This is a genomic window from Tahibacter sp., assembly GCF_032229445.1.
GTDB lineage: Bacteria > Pseudomonadota > Gammaproteobacteria > Xanthomonadales > Rhodanobacteraceae > Tahibacter.
The window spans coordinates 103,256-127,994 of sequence record NZ_JAVTWC010000093.1; the positions used below are offsets into that span (position 1 = coordinate 103,256).

Genomic DNA, 24,739 nt, shown 5'->3' on the forward strand with positions numbered 1-24,739 from the left:
TCTTGCAGCAAAAGGAATTAGTCCGTAGCGGCACGCAGTCCACAGGTTCCCGTTTCGCTCCAGTCGGAGCCAAGCAGCGCCGCTACGCCGCTGCAGTAATGCGCGAAAGCGTCTTCTGCCCAGCGCATGTCCAGCAGCGACTCCGCCACGTCCCAGTGGAATACAGCGCACTCTTGCGTGATGTCGGTGATGTTGTCGATCTCCACACCAGTGGTTTTTGTGTCCATGCGACGCATGGTGAATACTTGCGCCAGCGCGAAAGCCGCCTGATCCGACTCCACGGGAGGCGAGAAAACGACCGGGTAGTTGAGCAGCCGACCGGTCTTTTCGAAATGCTGGCGGACTCCCGTCAGGCCACTGACAGCGCGATGGGTCAGATCCGCATCGCGCTGCCGTTCGTATTCGCGGCAGCGCTCAAGGAAGGAGGCGCCGCGCGTGTCGGCTGCAATCCAGCTCATGGCCGTGAAATCGCCGACAACATTGTCGATATCGGCATGCACCGGCAGACGGTCCCAGAAAGGAATGACGATCTCAAAACGGCTGCAGTGGCCCACTTGCGCCAGTGCATCGATGTAGACGGCGAGCAGTACCGTGCCGGCATCGACGCCATAGAGGCTTGCGCGCCTAGCCAGGGACGTCCAATCGTCGAAGCGGAACGAGAGGCGCCTGCGCGATACCGTCCCCGTGTTGGCCTTGGCGCGCGGCAAGGTTGGGCCACCGACGAAATCGGCGAACTTGAGGCGCCAGTACGCGCCGCTGCGGCGGCAGTCCTGCGTTTCCTTGAATCGCTCCAACGCGACGACGTAATCGCGATAGCTCAAGCCCTGCGCCGGAAACGCGAAGCCCGGGTCCAGGTAGCGTTTCAACCACTGCTGCACTAGCAGTTGGATGCTCTTGCCGTCGGCTGCCATCATGTCGATCGCGAAATGGATTTTCACCGCGTCGCCCAGCCGGGACAGCCGGATCTCGAACGAAGGCCATTCGCCAAGACCGACGATGCGCGACATCATTGACGCCTTGGTTTCTTCCAGTGCGCGATGTCTTTCCTGCGGTGTGGCAGCGCGCAGATCGGCAACGGCGAAGCGATAGGCCGGGACTTCGCGCCGGCGAACCTGCATGCCGTCAGCGCCGAATACCGTGGACAGCGCGCCGTGCTCGCGAACGATGGCAGCCCAGGATTCTTCCAGTCGCTGCAGGTCAACCTTTGCGCTGTCGATTTCGCAATACACCTGGCAGCTGTTCAGCTCACCGTTGACCTTACGCAGCCGCGCGAACGCGTAGGCCTGCTGCTGCATCGTCTGCGGGAAGGGCTGGAACAGGCCATCGACATCGATAGGCATGTGCCATTGCCGGAGGTCCACCGCCCCAGTCGGCATGTCAGCGGGCAGCGGCAATGCCAGCGGCTGCGCCGTGGCAACGTGCTCGATCGCCTGGCAGTAGTGGCGGAAGCATCCCGCCAGGAAACCCGCCTCGTACGCCGTCTCGACCACGTCCCAGACCAGCACCAGGCTACCGTCGACTTCCGACACCATGTGGTCGAGCACCACATCGGGTGTCTGGCTGCCAGCGAACACCGGCTCAAACAGAGGCGCCTGCGCAGCCTGCGCCTCAGAAACTGTGTTCAGAAAGGACGTAAAGACGACCGGAAGTGCGAACTCGCGCGTCAGCAGGCCGCGTTGTCTCAGGGTTTGCAGCAGGCGGACTCCGCCGACCTGGCTATATTCCATTTCTTCGCGCAGCCGAAGGTCATAGTCGGCGAGGCGTTGCGCAAGCCCCGTTTCCGGCGGCTTGCTGTCGACGACCAGCAGCTGGGTAGCGGTAAACGGGCCGATGACCTCGTCGATGCCGACGCTCAACGGCGGACGGTTGAAGTAAGTGAGATTTATAGTGAAAGAATCCCTTTCCACCCAATTCCGCAGTGACTCGGCGAATACGCCAAGAATGAAGCTCGTCGTGGAAATGCCGATCTGTACGGCACGCTGCGTGATCAGGGCCCAGGCCGCCGCCGGCAGGCGGTACTCGAAGCGCGAGCGGCCCATGTTCTTGACAGCCCCCGCCAGCGGCGAACGGTGCAGGAATACCGGCCCGGCCGGCAGCTGCCGATGCCGGTCGACGTACGCATCGAGCAGACGCCGGAAGTGTTCGCCGCGCTGGAATGCCGCCGTCGCAATGACAACGTCGCGAAAGCTCAGCGCCAGGGGCGCCTGAAGCGAGGCGGGCGCGCGGTAGAGCTGCACCCATTCGCGCAGCAGCCGCGCCAGCGAATGGCCGTCGACGATCCAGCTGTCGATCGAGAAAAAGACCCGATATTCGTCGCGCGGCAGGCGGCAGACCTTGATCGCAAACAGCGGCCATTGGCCCGGCTGAAACGCCTGGCCGCCGATGCGCTGGCGCAGTGCCAGCATGCGTTCCCTGGCGCTGTCCTCGTCACCGTCGCGAAGATCGAAGACATCAACCTTGTAGAACGCGACCGATTTCTCAAGCTGCTGGGTTCCGTCCGGCCTGATGCGGGTGCGTAGCATCGGATGGCGCTCCACCAGCAGTTGCCAGGCCCGGTTGAGCTGCACGACATCCAGGCCTTCGGCGCGCAGTTCCTGGTAGATATGACTGCCCGTCCCGTCGCCGCTCCTCATCAGTTTTCCGGCCAGCACCGCGGCCTGCAGGTCGGTCAGCGGAAATGGCTCCAGGGCAGTCTGCGGAGAAGGCAGAATTTCCGGATGAAGCGCCAGCGCCGGCTGTAGTGATTCAGCCATGGCTGCGCGGCGCGACAGGGCCAGCGCGAGGACGTCGTCCGCTGACTGCCGAAGGGACAGCTCCACTGAAGGAATCTGCGCTCCCGTCCACTTCTCCAGATGGAACTTCAGCGAAATGAGGCTGATCGAGCTCATGCCCAGCGACTGCAGCGGGCGCGAGGTATCGATGTCATGCGACGCAATACCCAGTAGTTGCGACAGGCGCTCCAGCAGGAGCTGTCCCAGGCCGGCCACGCTTTCATCGGCGTGTCGCGCGAGAGGTGGCTCGGAGATGGCGCCTGCCGCCGGCACCGTGCGTGACGGTACGGGGACGGCCTGCCGCTGGAACGGATACAGCGGCAGCATTCGACCGTAGCAGTCCTGGCCCGCCGCCCTGCCGGCATGGTTCCAGGGAATCGACACACCGCGGCTCCAGAGCATCGCCAGGCGATCGACGCTTGCCTCCTCCAGCAACCGCTGCAGCATCGCTGCGCCAGCGGCGCATTTGAACAGTGGGCGCAGGTCGGAGGTGCCGCTCGCCTCGTCGCCGAAAAACAGCTCCTCCATTCGGGGCTCGGTGCCGCAAGCGACTGCCGCGACGAACGCATCCAGACAACGGCGCAGCTGGCCGACATCCGTGGCGACCACGGCGAGCCGGATCTTGAGCGCCTCTCGCCGGACCTGCGTTGCCCAGGCAAGCGCCGGCAGGTCGTCGTCGCAAAGCAAGGCAGCCTTTGCCGACAGGCTTGCGGCCAATGCCGCCAGAGCCCCGCGGCTGGAGGCCGACAGCGTGACCACGGGCACGCCCTGCGCCGCGGCAGCGTGGCCCACGGGCGGCGCATGGTAGGAGCCGAGTATCACGCAGGCATTGGATCCGCCCGCGCCGATGGAATTGATCAGCACGTGGCGGGCGCAGTCCCTGACCGGCCAGTCCTGGGTACCTGTCTGCAGGCGAAGCGGGCCGCCTTCGAAATCGATATCGGGATTTCCATTGGCTGGCGCGCGCACCGCGACCAGCCGCTCATGGCGGAACTGCAGGATGGCCTTGGCCAGCTGGGTCATGCCTGATGCCGCTTCGGCATGCCCGAGATTCGCCTTGACGGCGCCTATCGGCACGCTCCGCGCCAGCGACGCGAAGACCTTGCGCAAGGCGCGGAACTCGATGGCGTCGAGCAGCATCGAGCCATTCGCCGCAGACTCGACATAGTCGATATCCGCAGCGGCCAGCCCGGCCTTGCCCAACGCCGCCTCGAACAGTCGCACAAGTCCGTCCGGGTTCGGCAGCAGGTAGGTGGTGCCGCTGCCGCCATGACTGGCAGCCACCGACTTGATCACGGCGTGGATCTCGTCGCCGTCCTGCTGGGCTAGGCCAAGGGGTTTAAGCAGAACGCTGCACACCGCTTCGCAGGGCAGGAAACCGTCCCCCTGCGCGAAGCTGCGACTCTCGGGATGACTGCCCAGCACTTGCGCCTGGCTCAGCGTTACCAACTTGCGCGCCGACGACACGACGCTGACGGCGCCCACCACAGCCGCCTGGCATTCGCCCAGCCGCAAGTCGGCGCAGGCCAAGCTGATCGCCGCCATCGCGGACGAGCACATCGTATCGAGGGCGATGCTCGGCCCCTCGAAGCCGAAGAAGTAGGACACGCGATTGGCAATGGAACTGCTGCGTATCTCGGCAGTCGCGCCAACATAGACGCCGACGCGGCGAGCGCCGCCGGTCAGCTGTGAACGTGTCGTGCCGCTCGTCTCCAGCAGATGCCAGACGCACTCAAGCATCAACCGCTCTTCGACGTCCATGCAGGATGCCTCGGCCGGCGACAGACCGAAAAACTGCGCGTCGAACCCCTCCAAGTCGTCGATGAACCCGCCCCATTTACAGTAGCTCGCGTCCGCGCGGGTGCGGTCCTCACAGTAGTAGTCCTGCCCGGGCCAGCGCGACGAAGGCACCTCGGCAATGCAGTCTTCCGCGTCGCTGAGCCGCTTCCAGAGCGCCTCAAGCCCGTCCGCGCCGGGAAAACGTCCATGTATGCCGATCACGGCGATGGGCTCGTCAGCACTGACAGCGGCCCGCCCGACGCTGGCCTGCGACGGTGCGGCGGCGGGTCTGGCAAGCACGTCTGGCTTCGGGGTAGCCACGACAGCAGTGGCCGCCACCGTGACGCCAGCAATCGAACCAGCGGCAGTCGCATGCTCGCTCAGCAGATGTGCGGCCAGCATGCGGATCGTGGGGTATTCGAACAGCAGGGTTTTCGGCAATGGCCCCAGATCGTCTTCGAGCTTGGCGACCACGTTGTTGGCGAGGATCGAATCAATGCCGAAGCTGCTGAAGGACTCGTCGATATCCAGCCGTTGCGAATCGAGTGCGACGGCGTTGGCCACGAGCCGCCGTACATGCCGGCACAGCCCTTCCAACTGCGCTGCGGCGATGGCCGACCCGACCGGCGCCGGTTCGCCCACTTCAGCCGGCGCACTGGCCGCGGTGAAGCCCGCCTGCGAGGCTGCGGCAACCGGCACCGGCGCGATAAGCGTGCGGCTGCCTGCGGATGCGGCGGACATGCGCACCAAGCCGTCGCTCTGCGCCACCACAATCTGCAGTCCAAGTTCGTGATCCTGTGGCAGCGGGAAGAACACCGGATCGAATCCTTCGTCAGCCATCACGGCGGCCCAGGATTCCGGCGTCAGCCCGGGGCACCCGGCTATGCGCAAGGCGGCATCGTCGAAACGCCACCACCCGTCCAGCAGCGCAAATGTGAGGTGATTGAACAGCGTGTTGCGACTCAGCTCGCTGAGCACCAGGACGCCGCCGCGCCTGAGCAGCATTTTTGCGTTGCGCAGCGTGCGCCGGATAGCGCGCGTGGCATGCAGCACATTGGCCGCGATCACCACATCGAAGCTGCCGGCTGCCAGTCCCTGGCTATCTGGAGACGTTTCAATATCCAACAGGCGGCACGTCAGGTAAGGCACCTTGCTGGCGAAGAAATGCGTTGCATGCTGCAGGAATGCCTTGGAGATATCGGTGTAGCAATACTCCTCGACCTGTGCTTCCAACCCGGCCAGCGCGGCAAAAACATGCTCGCTGGTACTGCCGGTGCCAGCCCCGATTTCAAGGATCCTCAGCTTGCGGCCACTCCCGTCCAGCGACGCCTGCGTCGCGATATGGCGCACCACTTGCGCCAGGTTCGCATTGAAGTAGTCGGAACCGGGATTTCCTTTGTAGATTCCTTCCACAATATCCATAGAAGCATTGGGAAACATCACCTCGGTCGCAGTGCGTTGCCCGCGCAGCAGCGCCGGCAGCGCATCAAGGGTGATGTCCAGCAGGCGCACCTGTGCGGCGAGGTTCGGGTTCTGCCGCCACTGCGGGCTATGCGCCTGCCATTGGTCTTCGCAGGTCTGCAGTTGACCCAGAACGTGTTCGCTTGCGCACAGGGAGTCCGGGCCATCGCCGATCAACAGGCCCTGGGCCCGCAGGCGGACCAAACTTGCATCAAGCCAGCGCGCGTATTCCGGAGCAACGGCATCGGCTGTCGCCGCGCAGCGGCCCGTACGGTGATCGACGATATCCAGCCTCGCCAGCACCTTAAGCAGACGCAGCGCCATCAGATCTTGCATGCGGCTGGCAAGAACGTCATCCGCCTCGCTTATCTGGTGAAGCTGGCGGAAAGCAGGCTTTGGGCTGCGCTCCCAGGCAGCTCTCAGCGACGGCACGGCGTCGTCGACATCGCTCGCGAACTGTTGCAGCACGCTGCCCGGCACGCTGGCTTCGCTGGTCTTGAGCACGCCGATCTGGACCTGGTCGCCGTGCAATGCGAAATCTATCGCGGCCATGGCATCGTCAGCCTCGATGCCGATGATGCCCGCATTGCGCGTGCGGGTTTTCAGCGCATCTGGGACCGCGTCGGCAGCTCCGATGCGGCCGAGCCAGCCCCAGTTGATCACCCGCACCTTGAACGCGGATCGGCGCGACAGGGCGGTGAAATAGGCGTCGGCGAACAGGCTGCCGGCCGTATAGCCACTTTTTCCGGCTTCTTTGCCGAAGGAAGCCAGCGACGAGAACAGTAACAAGAAGGCAAGATCGTCGGATTGGCAGACAGTCGCGACATTTTCCGCAATGCATACTTTTGCACTAAGAACGCGACAAAACGTCGACTCGTCCATGCTGGCAATGCTCTGGTCGAATTCTCCGACCGCCGAATGGACTACCCCGTCGATACGGCCATGCTCGCGCCGGATCCGCTCGATGCACTGCGCCAGCGCGGCGCGATCGGCAGCATCGCAGGAGTGATAGACCGGCCGGTGCCTGGCCGGACCGACGTTATCCAGCTGTTGCTGGATACCGGCGTCCCGCGGCCGGCGGCCGAGCCAGATGACCTGGGCGTCCACCCGCTGTAGCAATAGCCGCGTCCAGGCGGCGCCCAGGCCGCCGGCACCGCCGATGACGACATAGACGTGATCAGCGCGGAAACAGTGATCCCGGCGCGCGGCCGAGCGTAGTGCGACGTCCACTTGCAAAGGCAGCAGTTCCCGCCGCCACAGTTCGCCACGGCGCCAGTACAGCGGATCGGCGCCGCCACTGAAGCCTTCGCTCGTGAAGTTTGCCAGTACAGCAGCGGCAGGCGCTTCGCTGCCGTCCAGATCGAGCTGACGTAGTGACCAGCGGGCGAACTCTTTGGCCGCCGATCCGAACAGACCATGCAAGCCGGCGTGAACCGGATTCGCCAACGTCTCCCGCTGCAAGCACCCGGCATTGAAGGTGATGCATAGCCAGGTCAGTGCCTGTTGATCCCAGCCACAGGCCAGCACCGCCTTGATGAAGCGATAGCCGATTGCTAGGGCTGCTGTTCCGCGCGCCTCGCCGGGCAGTTCGTCCACGCTACAGCGCCCGGCCGGCGGAGCGATCCAGACGATTCTGCGCACCCCGCTGAAACGGCGCAGCGCCGCCTCCAGCGCTGCAGGCGTTTCGCTGCCCTGCAACTGCAGCCGCCCGGCCTGCGGCAGCGCCCCATCGATGAGCGCGTGCCAGTGAGCGGGGCCCGCGTGTTGCACCAGGTCGTCGGCATAGAAGACCAGCAGCGTCGCCAGGCCGCAGTCGAGCTGCGGATGCGCAGCATCCAGCGTGACGTAATCCCAGGCCGGCAGCAGCAGGTGGCAGACACCTTCACTGTCGTGCGGCTGCGCTAGCCCGCCAGCCACCGCCTTTTCTTCAGGCCGAAGGGAATGTACGTCGGGGCTGCCCGGCGGCGTCGGAGCCGGCGCATCAAGCCAGTACCGGTCGCGCTCGAATGGGTAGGTCGGGAGCGAAATCCGGCCCAGGCCAGTGCCGGCAAACAATGCTGCGAATTCGATCGCAGCACCCCGACAGAACGCATCGGCCAGCGCTTGCAGAGACGCTGTGTAGGTCTGCGGCGTAACCTGAGCTCCACCGAGTCGCTCCAGCGCCGCATCGACCGCGCCTGCCAACGACTGCTGCGTCCGTCGGGTCACCGTCGCGACCTGGCCCTCCATTACGCCCGCGGCGTCATCCACCAGCCAGCTGCCAAGCCGGCGCTCAAGCTCGGCCCGGTCACGGACCACCAGGGCCAGGCGATGGGCGAAGTGGCGGCGCCCCATCAGCAGGGTGAAGCTGACGGCGCCGATCGGGTCCTGCTCCTGCACGCCCAGCGCATCGCGCAGTTGGGAGACCTGGCGCTGCAGCTGCGCGCGACTGCGCGCCGAAACCACGATCAGCCAGGCCGGCGCGACGTGCGTGCTGCCCGCCCGCTGCGGCGCTTCCTCAAGCACGAGATGGGCATTCGTGCCGCTGAAGCCGAAGGCGCTGACCGCCGCTGTCCGGCGCCGCCCGGGCGGCACGTCCCACTCCTTCAGCGCGGTATTCAGGTAGAACGCGCTCCCGTCCAGCCGCATAGCCGGATTGGCACGTTCGAAATTGAGCGACGGCGGAATGCGCCGGTGCCTGAACGCGAGCAGGACTTTGATCACGCCTGCCACGCCTGCCGCCAGCAGGGTGTGTCCGATGTTGGTTTTGATCGAGCCCAGCGCGCAGTAGGCTTTGCCATCGGCCGGGCGGCCGAAAGCCCGATCCAGCGCGTCGAACTCGATCGGGTCGCCCAGTTCCGTGCCGGTACCGTGGGCCTCCAGCATCTGCACATCCGCCGGATCGATGCCGAAGGTCCGGTAGACGTGGCGTTCGAGTTCCTCCTGGGAACGCGCGCTGGGTGCGGTGATGCCGTTGCTGGTTCCATCCTGGTTGATGGCCGATCCGCGTATCACGCCATGAATATGGTCGTTGTCCGCCAGCGCATCGGCGAGCCGCTTCAGAACGATGACACCGACCCCCTCCCCCGGCACGAAGCCGTCGGCGCGGTGATCGAAGGTGTGGCAATGGCCGCTCCGGGAGAGCATTCCGGCCGCAGCCGCGGACAGATGGAATGTCGGCATCGTCTGCAAAGAGATGCCGCCTGCGAGCGCTAGATCCACTTCGCCGCCCCAGAGGTTCTGGCACGCCACGTGGATCGCCACCAGGGAGCTGGAGCATGCCGTCTCTATCACCATCGCCGGCCCGGCGAAATCCAGGTGATAGGCAATGCGCGCCGGCAGCACGGGCTGCGAGTTGCCCCAGAAAGCCTGTGCCGGCGGCGTGCCGGTAATCAGTTGTCCGTACTCGCCGGCGGTGCAGCCGGCAAATACGCCGCATCGCGCCCGCGCACTACCCGCCAGCCCGGCATAGCCGGCGTCTTCCAGCGCGTTCCAGGCCTCCTCCAGGAACAGCCGCTGCTGCGGGTCCATGAACTTCGCTTCGATTCCGGAGATGCTGAAGAACATCGGATCGAACTCGTCGATACGGTCGAGAAAACCCCCTCGCCAGCAGCCCTCGCGGCCCGAGCCATCCAGCGCCGCGAGATTCCAGCGGCTGGCATCTGCGATCAGTTCCTCGCCGTGTTCCAGGTGCTTCCACAATTCGTCCACATTGGCCGATCTGGGAAAACGTCCCGCCATACCGATTATCGCGATGTCAAACTGCCGTCCGCTGGCGGCCTGCCCGACTGCTTCGGGGCTCGCATGCCCCGGAATGGCGCGCGCGCTGACGCCGTTGCCGTCGCCGACCGCGTCGCCTGCCGCGGCGGGGACCGGGGAACCCGCTGTCGAAGCCGCATCGGATGCGCGGATAATCGTGGGCTGGCAGCAACCGACGATGTGCTCGCTCAATGCAAGGACGCTGCTGTGACTGAACAGCACCGTCGTCTCCATTGCTATCCCTAACGCGCGGTTGAGCCGCTGGACGAACTGAACGCCGGTGATGGAATCGACGCCGTAGTCCATGAACGGCTGCGACAGTGCAACCTGCTCTGCCGCCAGACCCAGTGATTCGCACAGCTGGGTGAGCACGGCCTGCTCTACTGCTTCGTACTGGCTCAGCGCATCGATGCCAGCCGGCGTCGCGGCCGAGCCGGCATTCCCGGCTTCCGCATCGATGTGGCGCGGCTCGGGCGGCACTTCGGCCGGCGCCAGCGCGCCAGCGGTCTGCTGCGACTGCCGCCCGGGAGACGGATGCGAGCTGGATTCCCAGGGCTGGCGCGCAATGCCGTCGCTGGTCGCAATAATGATCGCCTGGCCTTTGCCGTGCAGCTTGCGGGCCGGAAAAATCACGTCGCGCAGCCCCTGCGATTGCAGTTCCATCTGCCAGGTTTCCGGCGCCAGTGCCGGGCTGCCGGGAATACGCAGCGGGGCATCGCTGTAGAGCCACCAGCCATCCAGCAGGCCGAAGGTGAGATGGGCGAACAGTGAATTGCTGCTCATCTCGTTGATCAGTATGACGCCGCCGCGCTTCAGGCAGGCCTTTGCGTTAGCGATCGTCTGGCGAATGTCCTGGGTGGCATGCAGTACGTTGGTCGCAATGACCAGGTCATAGCTGCCCGGCACGACGCCTTGTGGCGCAAGCGCCTGTTCGACATTGAAAAGCTGCGTCCTGAGATAGGGCGCCGTCGCGCCGAACTGGGCGCGGCCATGATCCAGGAAGGCCGCAGAAATATCGGTATACGTATAGGTTTCCACGTGTTCCGAATAGTCCTGCAACGCAGCGAATACCGCCGCGCTGGTCCCGCCGGTGCCCGCGCCGATCTCGAGGATGCGCAACGGCTGGCGCAGCGGCCGGGTCAGGCTGGCCTGTACGATCTCCAGCACGGCGGCGCTGACAACGGCGTTGAAGTAGTCGGAGACGGAGTTGCCGCGGTAGACACTCGCCACGAAGGACATGGACGAGTTCGGGAACAGTACATCCGTAGCCAGACGGCTGCCGGCCAGAATATCCGGCAGTGCCTGCAGCGTGGCGGAAACGACGGCCAGCTGGCTCTGCAGCGAAGGAATGGTGTCGACGAATTGCCGCCATCTGTCCCAGCATTGCGCTGCGTCGAGGCGGGCCACCGCGCGCAGCCGTCCGTTGCTGTCTTGCGCCAGCAGGCCATAGGACTGAAGAAACGCGACGCTGGCGTCCAGCCAGCCCGTGTAGCGCGGATGCAGCAGCCGGCCTGTCGTCGCGACGAAACCCGTGCCGTCAATGACGCCGCGTTCCTGCAACGCTAACTGCAGCAGTTCAGCCATGCGCTGCTCGCTTTCGCGCGCCTGGGCAGGATCGATTTCCGCGACGGGATCGGGGATGCGTTCGGCGCAGCGCACCAGCGCCGCATTCAGCACCTCGCGCCGCCGCGGTTCGTCGACAGCACCGCCATCGCATTGCAGGCACGCGGCAGCCACCACGCCCGGCATGGGCTGGGGCTTGCTCGTCTTGACCAGCGCAACCTGGTCCAGCGGGCCGGACAGCAGCAGTTGCAGGCACTCGAGGCCTTCCGCCGGCTCGATCGAACCGACCCCGGCCTGCTCCATCTTCTGGCGATACTCCGCGCCGGACACAATGCCGACGCTGCCCCAGTAGCCCCAGTTCACGATCTTGACGGCACAGGGCCAGTCGCGCCGCAGTTGGCGGGCAAAGGCATCGGCGAAATTGCAGCCTGCCGCGTAGTTGGCCTGCCCCGGCGCACGGGTAAAGCTCTGCAACGACGAGAAGTAAAGGACGAAATCAAGATCGGAGCGATCCGGCGCGAACGCCGCAGCCATTGCCACCGAGGTGTCGACCTTGGCGGCAAGGCAGTCGACGAAGCGCTGTTCGTCCATCCGGACGAGGCTCTGATCCAGCAGCGCTATAGCTGAGTGGACGATGCCGTTGATGCGGCCCAGGCGGGAAACGATGTGCGTACGGGCGGCCGACAGCGCAGCGGTGTCAGCTGCATCCACGCTGAGATATAGCGGTGCTGGCCCCAGGCGTGCCAGACGGTCGATCTTGGCCGTGATCTGAGCATCCTGCGGCCTGCGGCCCAACCAGACGAGCTGCGCCTGGTAGCGCGTGATCAGGTGCTCGCTCCAGACTTCGCCCAGCCCGCCTGCGCCACCGATGACGACATAGACGCCCCGATGCACATACGCCGGGGCCGAAGTGCCGGTCATCTCGCAGGCGATCAAGCGCTGCGCAAACCACTGGTCGCGCCGATACGCCATCACATTGCCGAACGGATCGGCTGTCTGCTGCAGGCATGCCTGGACGAGCGAGGCGTCGATACCACCGCCGGTTTCCTGCGACGACGGCAGATCAAACGATGCGGCATGCCAATGCGGGTATTCCTTCGCAAACGAGCCGGCGAGGCCATGGATGGCGGCATCGGCGACGTTGCCGGGTATGGATTCGTCGCATGGCAGTTGCTGTGTGCCCTGCGTGATCACGCGCCAGTCGAGGCTGCACGTTTCGTAGCCACAGGCCAGGAAGCCCTTGATGCAGCGAAACAGCAGCAGGACCCCCGCGTCTTGCCGGGCTACGATCGCCGGATCAGACAGCGTTGCGATGCACGGGTCGGAAAACACGCAGACCACCTGCTCCACCGACTTGTCCGCGCCGGCCATGGCCGCGAATGCCGGGACATCGGTTGCCGGCCCCACGACCTCGATGCGCCCCCTCATGCCGGCCTCGGCGAGCCGGGCTTTCAATAGAGTGGAGTCAACCAGGATCAGTCGCGTCACTGGCGACCGCGCAGGCGCTTCGTGTTGTGCCGCAGCACAGTCCAGTGCCTCCCACACCGGTGCCAGCAGCACTCGACCGTCAATGACCGGCATCGCCGCCGCCGGGGCATCGACAGACGCTGCGGCAACGCGAGCCGGCACCGCGCGGCCGCGCGCTGGATGCTCCTGTGGCGGCGCGACGGGAGCCGCCTGCTGCGTGATCACGTAGTGCGCGTCGGCGGAACCGCTGCTCAGAGAAAAGCTCGTGAGCCAATACGAATTACGCGCAAACGGGTAACAAGGCAAGCTGATGCGCTGCGGCGCCTTCGCGCCGTACAGCGACCGCCACGGCACGTCCACGCCGCGGCACCAGAATTCCGCCGCCTTGGCCAGCTTGCCCTGGCGCAGCCACTGGCTGGACAGCTCCAGCAGATCGCCATCCCTGTCGTTCCACAGCGCCGCCCCCGGCTCGGCCTGGCCAGTCATCAGCTGCGCATCCGCACTGCCGGCCAGGAAGGCATCCAGCCTGGTCCGCAGTTCCTCGATCGAGTTGACCACGAGACCCAGGCGACTGGACATGGCCACGCGTCCCGTCTGAAGCGTGAATGCGATACGCGGCAGGTCTGCATCACCCCTGCCGCGGCGTTCGATACCGCGCAGCAGGTTTTGCACCTGTTCGCGCAGTTGCGGCTGAGTTTTTGCGGACAGCACGATGACCACCGGCGCGCGAGGCACAGCCTGATCTACATTTACACTATGTTCCTGAACGATCAGATGGGCATTTGCGCCGCCTGCACCGAAAGAAGACACGGATGCGGTGCGCAACACCTGGCGCTGCTCGCCTGCATGCCTGACGAGTGGACGTGCCCAATCCTCGTATACCTGCTGCACCACGAACGGCGTGGCGGCGAGATTGAGCTGCGGATTGGGCGCTTCCGCGTGCAGGCTGGGCACCAGCTTGGCGTGCTGCAATTGCAGCAGCACCTTGGTCAGGCCGGCAATGCCGGCGGCGGATTCAAGATGACCGATGTTCGACTTCAGCGATCCTATGCGGCAATGGCGGGCAGCCACGGCTTCGACATCGCTGATACGCGTCGAGAATGCCTCGGCCAACGCCGACACCTCGATGGGATCGCCCAGCGCCGTACCTGTGCCGTGAGCTTCCACGTAGCTGATCAGCCGCGGATCGATGCCGGTCTTGCGCAGCGCGTCGATGACCAGCTGGCGCTGGGCCGCCGGGTTCGGCACGGTGAATCCGTGGGTCTTTCCGCCCGCGTTGATGCTGCTGCCCTTGAGCACCCCGTAGATCTGGTCGCCATCATCCAGCGCCTGCGACAGGGGCTTGAGCAGCACTGCGCCGACGCCCTCGCCGTCCACGAATCCGTCAGCGCCAGCGCCGAAGGATTTGCAGCGATTGCCGGCCGTCAGCATGGTCGCGCCACACAGGCCCAGATAGTGCTCCGGCCGTACGATAAGGTTCACCCCGCCCGCGATGGCGAGCTCGCTGCTACCGCTGTAGAGGCTCTCCAGCGCCAGATGAACCGCCGTCAGGGATGCCGAGCAGGCCGTGTCAATGGCCATGCTGGGGCCGTGCAGGTCGAGCACGTAAGACACCCGGTTGGCAATGGACCAGAAATTGCTCTGCAGTCCATATGTACTGTTCATCGCGCCTACATAGACGCCGACTTTGCGGCTTGCGCACAAGTTCGCAGGGGTGTAACCGGCGTCTTCGATGACGTGGTAGGCGGTCTCCAGGAACAGACGTTCCTGCGGGTCGATGAATACCGCTTCGCGCGGCGACATGCTGAAGAACAGCGGATCGAATTTGTCCACATCGGCAATGAAGCCGCCCCAGCGCGAATAGATTTTTCCCGGCTCGCCTTTGACGTCGGAATGGAAAGCGCGCCAGTCCCAGCGCATCGGCGGGACCTCCCCGATGCAATTTTCCCCATTGACCAGATTGTCCCAGAAGTCATCCAGCGTGGCCGCCATCGGGTAGCGGCCTGTCAGGCCGATGACGGCGACATCGATGATCCCACCCCTGGGCAGGGACTGCGCGGTGCCGTGTGGATACGCAGGCGCGCCAGCTTGCCGGTCATCGCTGGCTGAACCCAAAAACGGATTCCATAAGTCAGCCCCGCCCGATCTGGTCGCGCGCGCTGGCGCCGGCAAGGAATCTGCGGTCTGCGGCAGCGACACACGCTGCAATAGCTGTTCGCGCTGCCGGGTGACGAAATAGCGAGCCAGTGCGGTGACGGTCTGATGCTCAAAGAACAGCGGGCTGGACACGTTGTCGAGGATTTCCCCCACCGCGTTGGCCAAGCGAACCACGATGATCGAATCCACCCCGTAGCGCTCGAACGGTGTATCGGCGTCCAGCCGCTCGGGCGGCAGCTTCAGCGCTGCGGCGATCGGCGGCTTGAGCAGTGCAACGGTCGCAAGAATCAAGGCATCGGTAGTGGTCGGCACCGCGGCAGTCCCAGTCGCTGGCGCGCTTGCCAGTTCCTCACCTTGCGGCACCAGCACGCCGTCGGCGCGCGTCTTGTCCGGGTCACCGCCGACGCGGCGGCTCTGAAAGCCGCGCAATTGCGCGCACACACGACCTTGCAGGTCGATCAGATCGACGTCGAGCTTTACTGCCGCGCCGCTGCCCTCACCGCTTTCTTCACTCAGCCGGATATGCGCGACAGCGCGCCGGGGGCAAGGCCGCAAGACCAGTACCTGCTGCAGTGCAAAGGGCAGGTAAAGATCGGCTGTTGGCGTGTCGCCGCTCAGTCCAATGGCGCCCTGCAGCGCAGCGTCGAGCATTCCCGGATGCAGCGTATAGCGCTCGAAATCCGGTACGCAGTGGGTCGGCAGATGCAGTTCGCTGAGTACCTCGGCACGCCCTTGCGCGTCGCGGCAGGTGAACAGTCGTTCGATGGCGCGGTGACTGGGGCCGTAGCACAGGCCTACCGCCTCGAAGCGGCTGTACAGCGCGTCTGCGGCAATGCCGCTGCCCTCCATGCGCTGACGCAGCAGGTCGATATCCACGACCGGCGCGACGCCGCTATCCCGGCGATAGGTAATCTGTCCCTGGCTGAACAGTACCTCGTCGTCCGCGACGGCCGGTGCCGCGGCCGACGTGATGCGAAAACGAGCGGAAGCCGGCGATGCCGCCAGCAAAGCCACCTGTAGCTCGGTCACCGGAGTGTCAGCCGCCACCGGTGCTGACCAGACGATATTGCTCAACTCTAGGTGCACATCGCCATCGGCATTGCCAAAAGCGGCAATGAACGCGGCGCAGGCGATCTCCAGCTGAGCAGCTCCCGACAGCACCGGCCGGCCTCCCACCACATGGTCGCGCAGGCACCTCTCGTCGCGATGCAACTGCGAGCGGAACGCCAACCCACGTAGCGTCGAAATGTTCTCCGTCAGGAGCGGGTGCAACGCCTGGCTGCGCTTCGCCCCACCGTGGTCGTCGCCGTCGCCGTGCACAAGCGTGGCACCGACACCGACCGCATTGGCAATCACCGTGGGCGGCAGCCAGTAACGTTGCGGGTCGAATGGATAGCCCGGCAGACGCAGCGGCACAGGACGCCGACGGCCCTGCACCGGCCAGTCGATGACAATTCCTTTTATCCATAAATCCAGCAACGCGTCGGTAGCGGCCGGCGCGCCGTCACTGGCCTGCGGCGGATCGGAATCGAGCTCCTCCCGCGCCACGCCAGACAGGATATCGCTGCCGTCGCGGCCATCGGCGATACGCCGCAGCCCGTCGATCACCTGCTCCGCCGAGGACGCCATGAATCCGAAACGCTGCGGCATTGCCTCGCGGCCTGCCTGCAAGGTATACGCGAACCGGTGCAGGAAACCGACCTCCCCCCTGGCTGGCTGCGCAAGCAGTGCATCCCAGCAGCGCACCAGATCCGCTGCACGCTGGCGCGCCTGCGCTATCGTCATGGCCGACAACACCACCGCGACGGCAGCGGTGTATTCCTGTGCCGCCGCCTGCCCAGGCGCGGCAACGTACTCCTGCACAATAAGATGCGCGTTTGAACCGCCGGCACCGAACGACGACAAGGCCGCACGCAAGGGCCATTCCGGTCGCACCGGCTGCCAGGGCGCCAGGGTGCGCTGCAACTGGAAGGGAGTACGCGAAAATTCGATGTTGGGGTTGAGCTGGTCGGCATGCAGACTGGGCAGCAGCATGCGCTGCTGCAGTTGCCAGATCAGCTTGGTCAGTCCGGCAATACCCGCTGCCGCTTCAAGATGGCCGATATTGGATTTCACCGATCCCAGCGCGCAGTTGCCGGCGGCAATTCGTTCAAAGCCGAATTGCCGGCGCAAGCTCTCGTTCTGGAACGCGAGCGTCAGACCTTGCACCTCGATGGGATCGCCCAGCACGGTGCCCGTGCCATGCGCCTCGACGCAGGTGATGGAGCGTGGATCGATACCGGCCGTCTCTATCGCTTTGACAATCAGCCGCGACTGGGCGACCGGACTAGGCACGGTGAATCCGTTGGTCTTGCCGCCGTGATTGGTGCTGCTGGCCAAGATGCAGGCAAGAATGTTGTCGCCGTCTTCGAGCGCCGTATGCAGAGGTTTCAGCAGCACCGCACCTACGCCTTCGCCCGGCACGAAGCCGCTTCCGCCTGCCCCGAAGCTCCTGCATTTGCCGTCGCCAGCCAGCATCAACTGGGAACACATGGCGATGTAGTTGACCGGGTGCAGGTAGAAGTTGACTCCGCCAGCGATCGCCATCTCGCATTCACCAGCGCGCAGCGCGCTGCAGGCCGCGTGGATTGCGGTCAGCGAAGACGAGCACATGGTATCTACCGGCTGGCTGGGCCCTTTAAAGTCGAACAGGTAGGAGACACGGTTCGCGACGGAACTGAATGAGGTATACGGCGCAATGTCATGACCGCTGCGCCACAGGTCCGGTCCGTGCAATTCGAAGCCCGTCTTGGTGATGCCCACGAACACGCCGACGTTGCCGTCGTGGCGGCGCCGGACCAACTCGCGCGTATAGCCTGCGTCCTCCAAGAGGTGGTAGCAGCACTGCAGGAAACGCCGCTCCTGAGGATCCAGGTTGGTGGCTTCATGCGGCGACAGGTTGAAGAACAGCGGATCGAATTCGTCGAAACCACGCACGAAACCGCCCCACTTGCTGTAGCTCCTGCCAGCGCGGACAGCCGCATCAACGTCGGGGTTGAAGAATCCGTCGGTCGGCCAGCGCCGCGACGGAATTTCTTCGATGCAGTCACGCCCTTCGCGCAGATTTTTCCAGAATGTCTCGACATCATCTGCCTGCGGGTATTCACCGGCCACGCCGATGATGGCGACAGGTCCATCGAGCTTTTGCCTCGCCGGAAGCGGCTCATGCACGGAAACCGAAGGGGCCGGCGAATTCGATGGAGGCGCGGTGTGGACTACCGCCGGCGATACGATTGCATGCGCCGCCATCGTTGCAGCCGGCGGCGGCGGTACGGCCGATCCGAACACCCAGCGCGCGCAGTCGACGGCATGCGCCTGCACCAGGTGGCCGGCCAAGGCGTCGAGACAATCGAACTCGTAGAACAACGTCTTAGGGATGGTGCTGAAATGCGGTGACAGTGCCTCATTCAGCTGCGAAATCATGATCGAGTCGAGGCCGAACTCGTCAAAGGTGCGCCGACGGCTTATCCGCGCCGGCGGGATCCGCGTCACCGCGGCGAAAATTTCCGTCAACTGCCCGAGCGCGGCTACTTTGAGCTGACCAGCCTCCAAAGCGATGTCGGCTTCGGCAGCGCGCGGCGGATCGGCCGCCGTGCCGCGCGGTGCCGCGCCGGCCAGCAGCGCCCGTGCGGCCTGTTCATTCCCGCACAGAACGACGATCTGCGCGACACCTGTGGAAGCCATCGCCTGTCGGAACGCTTCCAGTCCCCGTTCGTCGGACAGTTCCGCCAGTCCCGCTTCGCGCAGCGCAGCCAGCACCGCCGGCGTTGTCTTCATGCCGCCGTTGCTCCAGTACGGCCAGTTGATCGAGATCGAGCGTCCACGCCGCGTGCCCACTTTGGCGCATTCCAGGCGGTGCGCCGCAAACAGGTCGAGAAATCCGTTCGCGGCGGCGTAATCCGCCTGCCCGGCGCTGCCGGTCAGCGCTGCCAGCGACGAGAACACGACGAAGAAATCGAGCGGGCTGTCCTTGGTCAGCTCGTCGAGGTTGACCGTGCCGGCGACCTTCGGCGCCAGCGTGCGCGCGATGTCTTGCGCCGATTTGCGCAGGATGAAGCCGTCCGACAGGGTGCCGGCGCAATGGATCACGCCATTGAAATCGCCATGTGCGCAACGCAGCGCGGCGAGAGCCGATGCCAATGCCTGCGCGTCGGCCAGATCGACGGCGTGGTAGGCCGCACGCGCGCCCAGGGCTTGCAGCTGCGCAAGCTGCGTTTCCACCCTCGCGTCGGTCGCACGCAGGCCGAGCAGGAGCAGGGTCGAACCTGGTGCCTGGGCGGCGATATGGCAGGCAATGAGAAACCCTACCCCGCCCGTGCCGCCCGTTACCAGATAAGTGCAGCCCTGGCGCAGCAGAGCCGTCTTTACCGCGGATGCGCCGGACTCTTCTTCCGACAATGGCCGGTATCGCAGTACTTCGCGGCGCTCGCCGACGTAGCGGATGTACGCCTCCGGCTGCGCGGACTCCAGCAGCAGCCGCTGGCGCAGTACGGCGGCAACCGGCATGTCGTCGATTTCCATCAATTGTGTTTCGACCTGCGGGTTTTCCAGCGAAAGGGTGCGCAGCAGGCCGCCGAGTCCTGCGCCCAGCCGCCATCCTTGCCGCTGTCCGCACACCACGACCTGCAGCCGTTTCACCGTGCGCTGCAGCAGCAGGTTGCGCGCGAGGTCGATTAGGCCCGTCGCGAGTTCGCAATACGCCGTCGTCACGCACGAAGCGCCGATGCGTAGCGCAGCCACTGTCGCAGTGGGCAGCAGCGCAACCAGGTTCGCCAGGAGATCGTCCGCCAGGTATCCGCTGGCATGCTGATCAACGACCAGACATACCATTGTCGTTTCATCGTAGCCGGCCGCGGCCGCCTGTGCCGGCGCCTGCGCCAGCCAGTGCGGGCTGGCCAGCAGCAGCGAAGGGGGGAATTCGTGCGCCGGCTTCGGCTCCGCCGGCGCGGGCACGACCGCGCTCGCGGCCAGGCCGGCCAGCGCTCGCTGCATCAGCGTGCTGGATCGGTCGAACTCGACCGCCTCGCCGTCGCCGCCGACCCAGTAGGACTCGCGCTCAAATGGATAGGTCGGCAGCTCCACCCGCCGACAGCTGCCAGGCTCAAACAATGCCGCATAAGACAATTCATAGCCTTGGATAAAAAGTTCGGCGACAGCCGACAGGCGTGTCATGTACTCGGCAGGTGGTAATCCTTCGCGACACGCGCGAATGCAATCGTCGCCATGCTGTTTCAGCGATTCCTGCTCACGCCGGTCTTTTTCCTGCAGGTGAGCGCAATACACCTTGGACGAGTGGCCGCTGGCCAGCCATTGGTCGAGTCTGCCGGCCAGTTCGCCGAGACTGCGCACGACGGTCACCAGCTTGTGCTCAAACCTGCGGCGTCCCAGCAGCAAGGTGAAGCTGACGTCGCTCAGGGCTGGCGCCGCAATGTCACGCACAACACCGAGCAGGTTCTCCACGCAGCGCTGCAACTGCGCCTCCGTACGCGCCGAGAGACAGACCAGATACGCCGACGCATCGACGCGCCGCAGCGCGAGCGGCGTTGCTTCCTGGATGACCACGTGGGCATTGGTGCCGCTGAATCCGAACGAACTGACGCAGGCAGTGCGCCTGCCCCCCGTTGCGGCTACCCAGTCGCGCAGCTGCGTATTGACGTAGAACGGTGTTTCGTCCAGCTGGATATGACGGTTCAACGCCGTGAAATTGATGCTGGGCGGGATTTTCCCGTGCCTCAATGCGAGCAGGACTTTGAGCACGCCCGAAATGCCCGCCGCGGTCAGCGTATGTCCGAGGTTGCTCTTGATCGAACCCAGTGCGCAGTAGTTGCGTTTCTGTGTGTAGTGCGCAAATGCCGCGCCCAGCGCCTGCACCTCGATAGGATCGCCCAGCTTGGTCCCCGTGCCATGCGCTTCGACGTACTGGATATGCTCCGGATTAATATCAAAGCGCGCATAGACTTCGCGCTCCAGCGCTTCCTGTGCGCGCCCGTTCGGCGCCGTGATGCCGTTGGTGGCACCGTCCTGGTTGACACCGGACCCGATGATCACGCCGTGGATGTTGTCCCGGTCACGCAGCGCGTCATCCAGACGCTTGAGCACCACGACGCCAACGCCTTCGCCGGGCACGAAGCCGTCCGCCGCATCATCGAAGGTCCTGCAGCAGCCACCCTTGGACAGCATGCCCGCGGGGCTCGCCGACAGGTAGAAGCGCGGAGTCAGCATCAGCGAGACACCACCGGCCAACGCCAGATCGGTCTCTGCGCTGGAAAGGCTCTGGCAGGCCAGATGCAGCGCAACCAATGAGCTGGAACACGCCGTATCGACGGCCAGCGCCGGCCCCTTGAGGTTCAGATAGTAGGCAATGCGTGCGGCAAGGATGGACGAGGAGTTGCCCCAGAACGCCTGTGCCGGCGGCTGCCCGGTAAGAAATTCGCTGTATTCGCCAGCCAGGCAGCCAACGTAGACGCCACAGCGCGCGCCGCCGATCGACTGGCCTACATAGCCAGCGTTTTCCAGTGCCATCCAGGAGTGTTCGAGGAATATCCGCTGCTGCGGATCCATGTAGGTCGCTTCGACGGCGGCGATGTTGAAGAATTCCGCGTCGAAACGATCAATGCCGTCGAGAAAGCTGCCATCGGCACGCAGCGGGTTTTCGACGGCGCCAAACCGGTCGTCGTAGCGCGGCAGGTCCCAGCGCGTTGCCGCGCTGACCAGATTATCGCCGCCGGCCAGCCTGTCCCATAACTGCTCCAGATCCTGCGCGCCCGCGAAGCGGCCGCTCATGCCGATCACGGCGATCTGATCGCCGCGTGGTGACACGGGCCGCGGCGACACGGCATCGTGCGTCCCGGCGCCAACCGGCATGCGCGGAAGATCGCCGGGCTGCACTGGCGACGATACCCAGTCGGCGCCGAGTGCGGCGGTCGCCGCCGTGAGCCGAGGCCCCGCTGATGCTGGCGGCACGTCGGCGGGATCGTGCTGCGCCAGCGCGCCGGGGAACAGCCCCAGTAGATGGCTGGCAAGCTCGCGCACCGAAGCGTGGTTGAACAGGCTGGTCGTCTCCAGAGCAACACCCAGGCGCTGCCCCAGCGCCTGAGCGACCTGCACGCCGGAAATCGAATCGATGCCCAACTCGCCGAACGCACTGTCGATGTCGATCTCGTCGCGGGGAATCTCAAGGCGCGAAGACAGCTCATCCAGGATGCAAGACTGTAGCTGCGCCCGATCCATGTCCGAGCCGGTCACCTGCAATGTGGATGAAACTTCGTTGTGGATATTTTCTACCGCAGCGCCGACGAGTGCGCGACCGATTTCAAGGCCGTGCTCTTCGCTGATATGGCTGACCAGATCGTCAATGGTGGTGTGGTTGAACAGGCTGGTCGTTTCCAGTCGGATACCCAGTGCGCGGCCTATGCCCTGCGCAATCTGAACGCCGCTGATCGAGTCGATGCCGTAGTCGGTAAACGCACCCGAGCGGTCAATGTCGCGGCGAGAAACGCTCAGCTGTTCCGACACGATGCCTATCACGCAGTCCCTGACATGTTCTTCGACCAGTTGGCTGCTCGCGCGCGCGATCGAACGGCCCTCGTGTGCCGGGCCGGCGCGGACGCCAGACCGGGTGGCAGCGGCCTGTGCCGGCAACACCCCAGGCAGGATGGGATTTCGGGGGGAACGCAGGATGCCGTCGCTGTAGGCCACGATGACCTGTTGTCCCAACCCGTGCGCTGCGGCGGCCGGGAACTGCAGTGCGTGGAATCCGCTTTGCCGCAGCGCCTGGGCCCAGCGCTCCGGGGCCAGACCCGGACAGCCCGGCAGACGGATATCGCCATCGTCGTAGTTCCACCAGCCATCCAGCAGGCCGAACGTGAGATGCGTGAAAATCGGATTGTTCGTGATCTCGTTCAGCAGCACGACGCCGTTGTGCCGCAGCAGTGCCTTGACGTTGCGCAACGTGTCAAGAATGTTGCGGGTTGCGTGCAGCACATTGGTGGCGACGACGAGGTCATAGCTGCCCTCCTCGATGCCTTGTGCCGCTGGTGCCTGCTCGGCGTTGAAGATGCGCGTTTCGAAGCCGCGCAGTTTGTCCGCGAGGATACGGCTTCCATGTTTGAGAAAAGCGTGCGAGACATCGGTATAGGTGTAGCGGGCCACTACGTACGGTTCGGCGGCAAAGCGTGCGGCAAGCCGCTGCGTGGTGCTGCCGGTGCCTGCCCCGATTTCGATGATGCGAAGTCCGTCGCCGGCCTGCACGCCGCGCGTGCCGATGATGCTGGCCGCGGCCTCGGCAAGCGCATCGTTGTAGTAGTCCGACAGCGGATTGCCGCCGTACATGAACTTGATCGAGTCGACCGAGGAATCGGCGAACAATATGTCCGTCGCGGGGCGCTGGCCGCGCAGTACCTCCGGCAGCGCGGCAAACATTGAATCGGCCAGCGTCAACTGGGCGTGCAACTCGCTCCGGCGCAATTTCTCCTGCTGCCATTGCAGCCGCACGGCGGCGACGTCGAAATTCTGCGGCAGACGCAACTGCCCGCCGCGCGCCGGGTCTCGCGCTGTCACGCCCAGCGCGCAGAGAAATTCGATGCTGGCGCCCAGCCAGGCCCGGTATTTGCCAACCAGACCGCGACGCTGTGCCTTGGCAAGCACGCTGTCGACTGAGTCGGCACCGTCACCGAGGAACCCCGATTCGCGCAGATGCACGAACAGCAGCTTCGCAAGAAGTTGGTCCAGCGCCTTCGACGCTGCACCGTCAATATCCAGCGCCGGTAGGGGCAGAGCGTCGACCGCACGACTGATTTCTTCGCGCAGCGCCGGATCCGGTGCAACGGCGCGCGGCAATGCGCGCAGCGGGCTCGCGTTGTCGGCCAGTTGCGCGTCCCGCGCTGAGGCGCTGAGCGAGGTAAAGCAGACTTGGCGTGCGGCCGTCGACAGCAGCTGTTCCAGCACCTGCATGGCTGCGCGCGGTTCGACAGGCATTACGCCTGCCGCGGCCAGGCGGCGCCGGTAGGCCGGTGCGGCCACACTGCCTACTTCCGCCCAGTAGCCCCAGTTGATCACGCGTACGTCGCAGGGGAGTGCCTGCGCCAGTGCTGCGGCGTAGCTGTCCTTGTAGGTGCAGCCCGCCGCGTAGTTGGCCTGACCTGCGGCCTTGGTGAAACTCTGCAGCGAGGAAAAGAACAGGACGAAATCCGGTGACAGCAGCACTGGCGCGACGGCGCAAAGCACGTGGCCCATTGCTGCGCATATTGCGATCTTGGCCTGCAGTCCGGCGCGGAAGCGCGCCTCATCCATATTGGCCAGGCTTTGATCGCTCAATTCCAGCGCCGAATGCACCAGGCCGTTGACCGGACCTATCGTTTCGCGGACCTGCTGCAGGACAAATTCCAATTGTTGCGGATCTGCCGCATCGGCCTGGAAGTAACAAGGCGCCGGGCCGTGCGCGCCAATGCGCCGTATCGACGCGGCAATGTCCGCGTCGGGCGCACGCCGCCCTATCCAGACCACCCGTGCCGCATAAGTTTCGACCAGATATTCGCTATAGGCCTGACCGACGCCGCCGGCACCGCCGATAAGCACATACACGCCACCGTGGCGGTGCCTCGAAGGCAGTAGCCGCTCATCAGCCAGCAGCGGTCGCAGGGCCTGGCGATACCAGCGGCCACCACGCCAGGCCAGAGGGTCGCCGCGCTCGCTGAAGGGCAGCGCGAGCGAATCAGCCAGCACGGAAAAGACACTTGCCTCGGACTGCAGCACTGCGTCAGGCC

At 65.0% G+C, this 24,739-nt stretch carries 1 protein-coding gene (only partly in view); it reads right to left on the reverse strand.

All coding sequences use genetic code 11. The features are described from left to right. Positions 1-17: 17 nt before the first annotated feature. Positions 18-24,739, reverse strand: the 3' portion of a protein-coding gene (locus RUU78_RS15905; protein WP_313918318.1) for an SDR family NAD(P)-dependent oxidoreductase. It continues 5,023 nt past the right edge of the window; 24,722 of the gene's 29,745 nt are visible here — the last part of the coding sequence; its start codon lies beyond the right edge, outside the window; it ends in the stop codon at positions 18-20.